Source organism: Moorena sp. SIO2C4 (genome assembly GCF_010672485.1).
In the GTDB taxonomy this organism is placed as follows: Bacteria; Cyanobacteriota; Cyanobacteriia; order Cyanobacteriales; family Coleofasciculaceae; genus Moorena; species Moorena producens.
On sequence record NZ_JAAHGN010000594.1, the window covers coordinates 1 to 4,649 of the forward strand.

General features: G+C 45.9%; 5 protein-coding genes. 4 read left to right on the forward strand and 1 reads right to left on the reverse strand.

All coding sequences use genetic code 11. The annotated features are described in order from the left end of the window. Positions 1–2,448 (forward strand): zinc-dependent metalloprotease (locus F6K20_RS25200; RefSeq protein WP_287296459.1); only part of this gene is annotated, 2,448 nt, incomplete at its 5' end. A 154-nt stretch (positions 2,449–2,602) separates the two neighbouring features. Here the strand turns inward: F6K20_RS25200 and F6K20_RS25205 are convergent. Continuing rightward, positions 2,603–2,761: a hypothetical protein gene (locus F6K20_RS25205; protein ID WP_287296460.1), complete on the reverse strand. Its 159-nt coding sequence runs from the start codon at positions 2,759–2,761 to the stop codon at positions 2,603–2,605. 173 nt (positions 2,762–2,934) lie between these two features. Between F6K20_RS25205 and F6K20_RS25210 the strand changes: the two genes are divergently transcribed. The 3 genes from F6K20_RS25210 (at position 2,935) to F6K20_RS25220 (ending at position 4,479) form a co-directional block, all read left to right on the forward strand. After that, positions 2,935–3,351, forward strand: coding sequence for a hypothetical protein (locus tag F6K20_RS25210; RefSeq protein WP_008180569.1), 417 nt, complete (start codon positions 2,935–2,937; stop codon positions 3,349–3,351). Positions 3,352–3,406: 55 nt separating this feature from the next. Further along, a complete protein-coding gene (locus F6K20_RS25215; protein ID WP_131827129.1) occupies positions 3,407–3,649 on the forward strand; it encodes a hypothetical protein in 243 nt (80 codons plus the stop codon). 71 nt (positions 3,650–3,720) lie between these two features. Beyond that, entirely contained in the window at positions 3,721–4,479 is a 759-nt protein-coding gene (locus F6K20_RS25220) for a DsbA family protein (RefSeq protein ID WP_008180566.1), read from the forward strand. Positions 4,480–4,649: the final 170 nt, after the last annotated feature.

Below are 4,649 nucleotides of genomic sequence, written 5' to 3' on the forward strand. Positions count from 1 at the left end.
TACTTCCGTACTCGACCCGGTGACCCCCAAGAGCGTTCTGTTAAGCGTTCTTTTAGTGATTCGGTGCTATATTCCCTGCCCATTACCAGTATTCATCCAGAACGAAAAACTCTGTTGGTGGATTTAACACCACTCCTAGTCAGCGATGGGTCTTTCTCTGGACTAGCATCGGCTTTTCCTTGGATATTAGGAGGCAGTTATGGAGTAGACCCTCAAAAATCCTATGTCAGTGACGCTCAAGCATTTCCGTTGAATGTAGAGATTGAGTCGGTTTATGGCTTTTCTGGTGGAGGAGATTTATTCTTTCCCTTAAGGAGTCTGCCAGATCAACGGGCTTTTAATCTTAGTGTCCGCTATAGCTTTTCTCAACTACCGACTAACAATGGTTACCGTCATCGACTAGCGGATGAACGGGTAGGCTATTTCATCAGTGCTTATCAAAATCTATCCAATCAAAACCGCAAACAGCCCTTTATCCGTTATATCAGGCGCTGGAATTTAGAAAAACAAGACCCTACTGCTACTGTATCCCCCCCAAAAGAACCGATTGTATTTTGGATTGAAAATACTGTACCTCTAGAGTACCGAGATGCAATTCGGGAGGGGATTTTGATGTGGAATGAAGCGTTTCGGGAGGCAGGGTTTGACAATGCCATTGAAGTGCGGCAAATGCCAGATGATGCGACCTGGGACCCGGCTGATATTCGCTATAACACCATTCGCTGGTCGAATTCTTTTCCCTCATTCCCAGGCATTATCGCTATGGGACCATCCCGAGTGAACCCCTTGACTGGGGAAATCTTGGATGCAGACGTGATTATTGATGCTAATGCGGTGCGCTGGATCAAAGCGGAATACCAGGCTATTGCTTCCCAGCCTCAATCCCAGGCATTATCTGGGTTATCCCAATTCCCGTTTAATGGTTCCCTGTGTAGTAATGGCATCAAAAGTCCTTACCTCAAATGGCAGGAAATCCTCAAGAGCAATCCTGGCAAAGCGGCTCAGTTGACCCTACCAGCTGGGCAATTCCTAACCGGACTAACCCAAGTCCCAGACCATGAGTTCTGTTTTGGGATGGTATCAGCTCAGCAAGCTAAGTTTGGAGCATTGTCTCTATCGATGGTAAACCACCAGTTGCCCAGTGGTGAGGAAATGAAAACCTTCATCGAGCAGTATTTGCGCTACCTGACGGCTCACGAAGTGGGTCATACTCTGGGATTGCGCCACAATTTCCGGGGCAGCACCATGTTGAGTCCAGAGGAATTGAATAATATTGAGATTACCCGCAACCAAGGGCTAGTGGCGTCAGTAATGGATTATGTGCCAGTTAATCTAGCGCCAGAGGGAATGGAACAGGGAGATTATTTCTCGACAGTGGTTGGTCCCTATGATAAGTGGGTGATTAAGTATGGCTACACTCCTATTGATGCTCTAACTCCTCAACAAGAATTACGCACACTGCGCAAAATTGCGGCTGAAGGGTCCGAAATGGGACTATCCTATGCTACAGATGAGGATACTTTCGATTTTATTGACCCAGAAGCTAAGGTTTGGGACCTTAGTGGTGATCCATTGCGCTACTCTCAGTGGCAAATGGAGAATGCTAAGGGAATTTGGAAACGCTTGAACACCAGTTACCTGCTGCCTGAAGAAAGTGCTGGGGATTTACGCGATCGCTTTGATACGGTCTTCTCCTATTTCTTTGATAACGCTATGTCCCTTACTGGTTATATTGGGGGACAAACCTTTAATCGAAACTACACTGGTGGCAAGACTGGCACACTCCCCTTTGAACCCATCCCTGTGGAAAAACAGCGTCAGGCTTTAGCCATGCTCGGGGAGTATATGTTTGCTGAAGATACCTTTAACTTCTCACCCCAACTACTGAACCAGTTAGCCCCATCTCGCTGGACTCACTGGGGTGCTTTTACCACTATTTTCCCCCTAGATTATCCCATTCATGAGCGAGTGATGTTAGTTCAAACCATTGTGCTGGGGGATTTATTTTCATCAGAACGGCTGGCTCGTTTGCGGGATGCTCAACTGAAAACTAGCTCTGGGGAAGCCTTGACCATGGCAGAAGTGTTTGACACCGTTCAAGATAGCATCTGGAAACTAGATAGTAACGCTAAGATTGAGCCAATCTCTAGCTTGCGTCGGGGATTGCAACGGCAGTATATGAGTCTTTTAGTGAACATGGCACTGCGCAATTCCAATAGTCTAGAAAGTGCCCGCACCTTCCCTGAATTTATTATTGCTATCCAAACCTTTAATACTCCCGAGGATGCTCGGGTGTTAGCCCGGTATAAACTCCGTCAATTGCGGGATGCGATCGCAAAGACCTTGAACAAACAAGGGAAAAACCTTGATACTGCTAGCTTAGCCCACTTAGAAGGCGCACGCGATCGCATTACTAAAGTGTTGGATGCACCGTTGCAATCGGAATAAATCATGACTTGAGCCGTAAGCTCTCAGCTCTCAGTTTTCAGCTATCAGCTATCAGCTATCAGCTATCAGCTATCAGCTATCAGCTATCAGCTATCAGCTTTCAGCTAAAGGCCAACCGCTGAGGGCTGAGGGCTGAGGGCTGAGGGCTGAATGCTTACCATAAGCTACTCCCCCGAATTGAATTTGGGGGATTCTGTTTGACCCGGTGGGTGGAATGAGCCTGTTGGTGGAACAGGCATCTTGCCTGTTTCATTTCCCGGCGGTCTGTCCCAACCCTGGCCACGAGGCGGAACAGGCATCTTGCCTGTTTCATTTCCCGCCTGTGGTCTTCCCAGGAATTTTTCTTTCCTGGCAATAGTACCCTTAAGGGTACTGCCGATCTAGGAATACTTTTTAGATATTAGAAGAGGGTTCAAGGTCAGTGAGATTTATTCACCTGATTTGCATCCGTGAGTACCTAATTGAAGTAAAAAGTAAACCAGAGTCATGAGTAATCAAAAAAAGAGTATCTTGATCGTTTTAAGTTGTTTGATTCTTGCAGCAATAACCATATTGCCAGCCCAGCCTGCCTTTGCCGCTAATGGGTGTAGTAGACGTGACTGCATCCAACATGAACTTCGCACTCAAGCTGCTTGTACATTGCAAGGATCTGATGAGTCTGGTCTACCTCCAACTGGAAAAAATCCTGGATGGTATAAAGGACTAAATACAGAGATCGACCATCAGATTTTAGGGGGTGATGTTGTTGCCTATAAAATTCAATGGTTCAATGGTTCATGGTCTGGCTGGTATGTGACAGGAGTTAATGATATCGATCATAAATTTAACACTGGTACTAACGACTTGCGTCGTATGTGGAGCTATTTTACTGACCACAAACATCAATACATTTTGTGCAAATAACCCTGATTTATAATAGATTTCTTGAGAGAGAATAAGACTATCAAGAAGTTTATAGATGTCTTCCACAGAGGAAGACATCTTCCTGTTTTATGGGATGCCAGGATTACGTCTGGAGGGTGCATCTCAATGCATGGAATTAGGCAAAAATTATAATAACATCTCCACACTCCCGACACTCCCATCTATTAATCTATCCCTTATAGCACTACCCATTAAGGTGTTTGACATTGATACAAGCTCAAAAGCTGTTTTAGTAAACTTTTGCCTATTGCTAGCATGCCTATTGCCTTGCCCGTAGCGCTATACCAATCCGTTGCCGATGTTGCCTGATGTGAGATACCCTATGCCTTGGTTCCATTTAAGACAATCATGTTCACTAAGCTCCTTAGCATTTTCCAGAAAGCCCTATCACTGACAGGATTAGTACTACTCCTGTGCTTCTCAACCTGGTCACTGCCAGCCACAGCAGCCTCCAAGATTAGTCCTCAACTAGAACAACAAATACTCGAAGTCATCCGCAACCACCCAGAAGTAATCCTAGAATCGGTCCAGAGATACCAGCAGCAACTGGAACGGGAAAGCCAGCAGCAACAGCAAGCAATCTTGCAGGGCTTCAAAACCAATCCCCAAGCCTTCATTGGTTCCTCTCCCGCGACTGGCTCCACTGAAGATAAAATTGTGCTAGTAGAATTCTCAGACTTTCAGTGTCCCTTCTGTGCCAGAGCTCACGACACCGTCAACCAGTTTATAGCAAACCATGGTGATGAAGTCACCTTAGTTTACAAACACTTCCCCCTTACCAGCATTCATTCCCAAGCCCTGCCAGCCGCTCAAGCAGCTTGGGCCGCCACTCAACAAGGCAAATTCTGGCAGTACCATGATGCCCTCTTCGCCAATCAAAAGCAATTAGGAGAAGAGTTATATCTTGCCATTGCCCAAGACCTAAATTTAGACCTAGAGGAGTTTAACCGAGATCGGAACGCAGCTGATCGTGCTATTGCAGAAGACATGCAGCTAGCAGAAATATTGGGACTGAGCGGCACACCCTTCTTTGTTATGAATGGTGAAGCCTTCTCTGGTGCCGTGCCCCTACAACAGATGGAAGCGATATTGGCACGAGTGCGCTAAATAAAGTAGGGTGGGCAAATTAATCTAATCTCGAATAGTCACAATAACCAAACTGTTTTTGCCCACCCTACAAGCTCAATAAAGTAGGGTGGGCAAATTAATCTAATCTCGAATAGTCACAAGAACCAAACTGTTTTTGCCCACCCTACAAGCTACAGCTAAATAAAGTA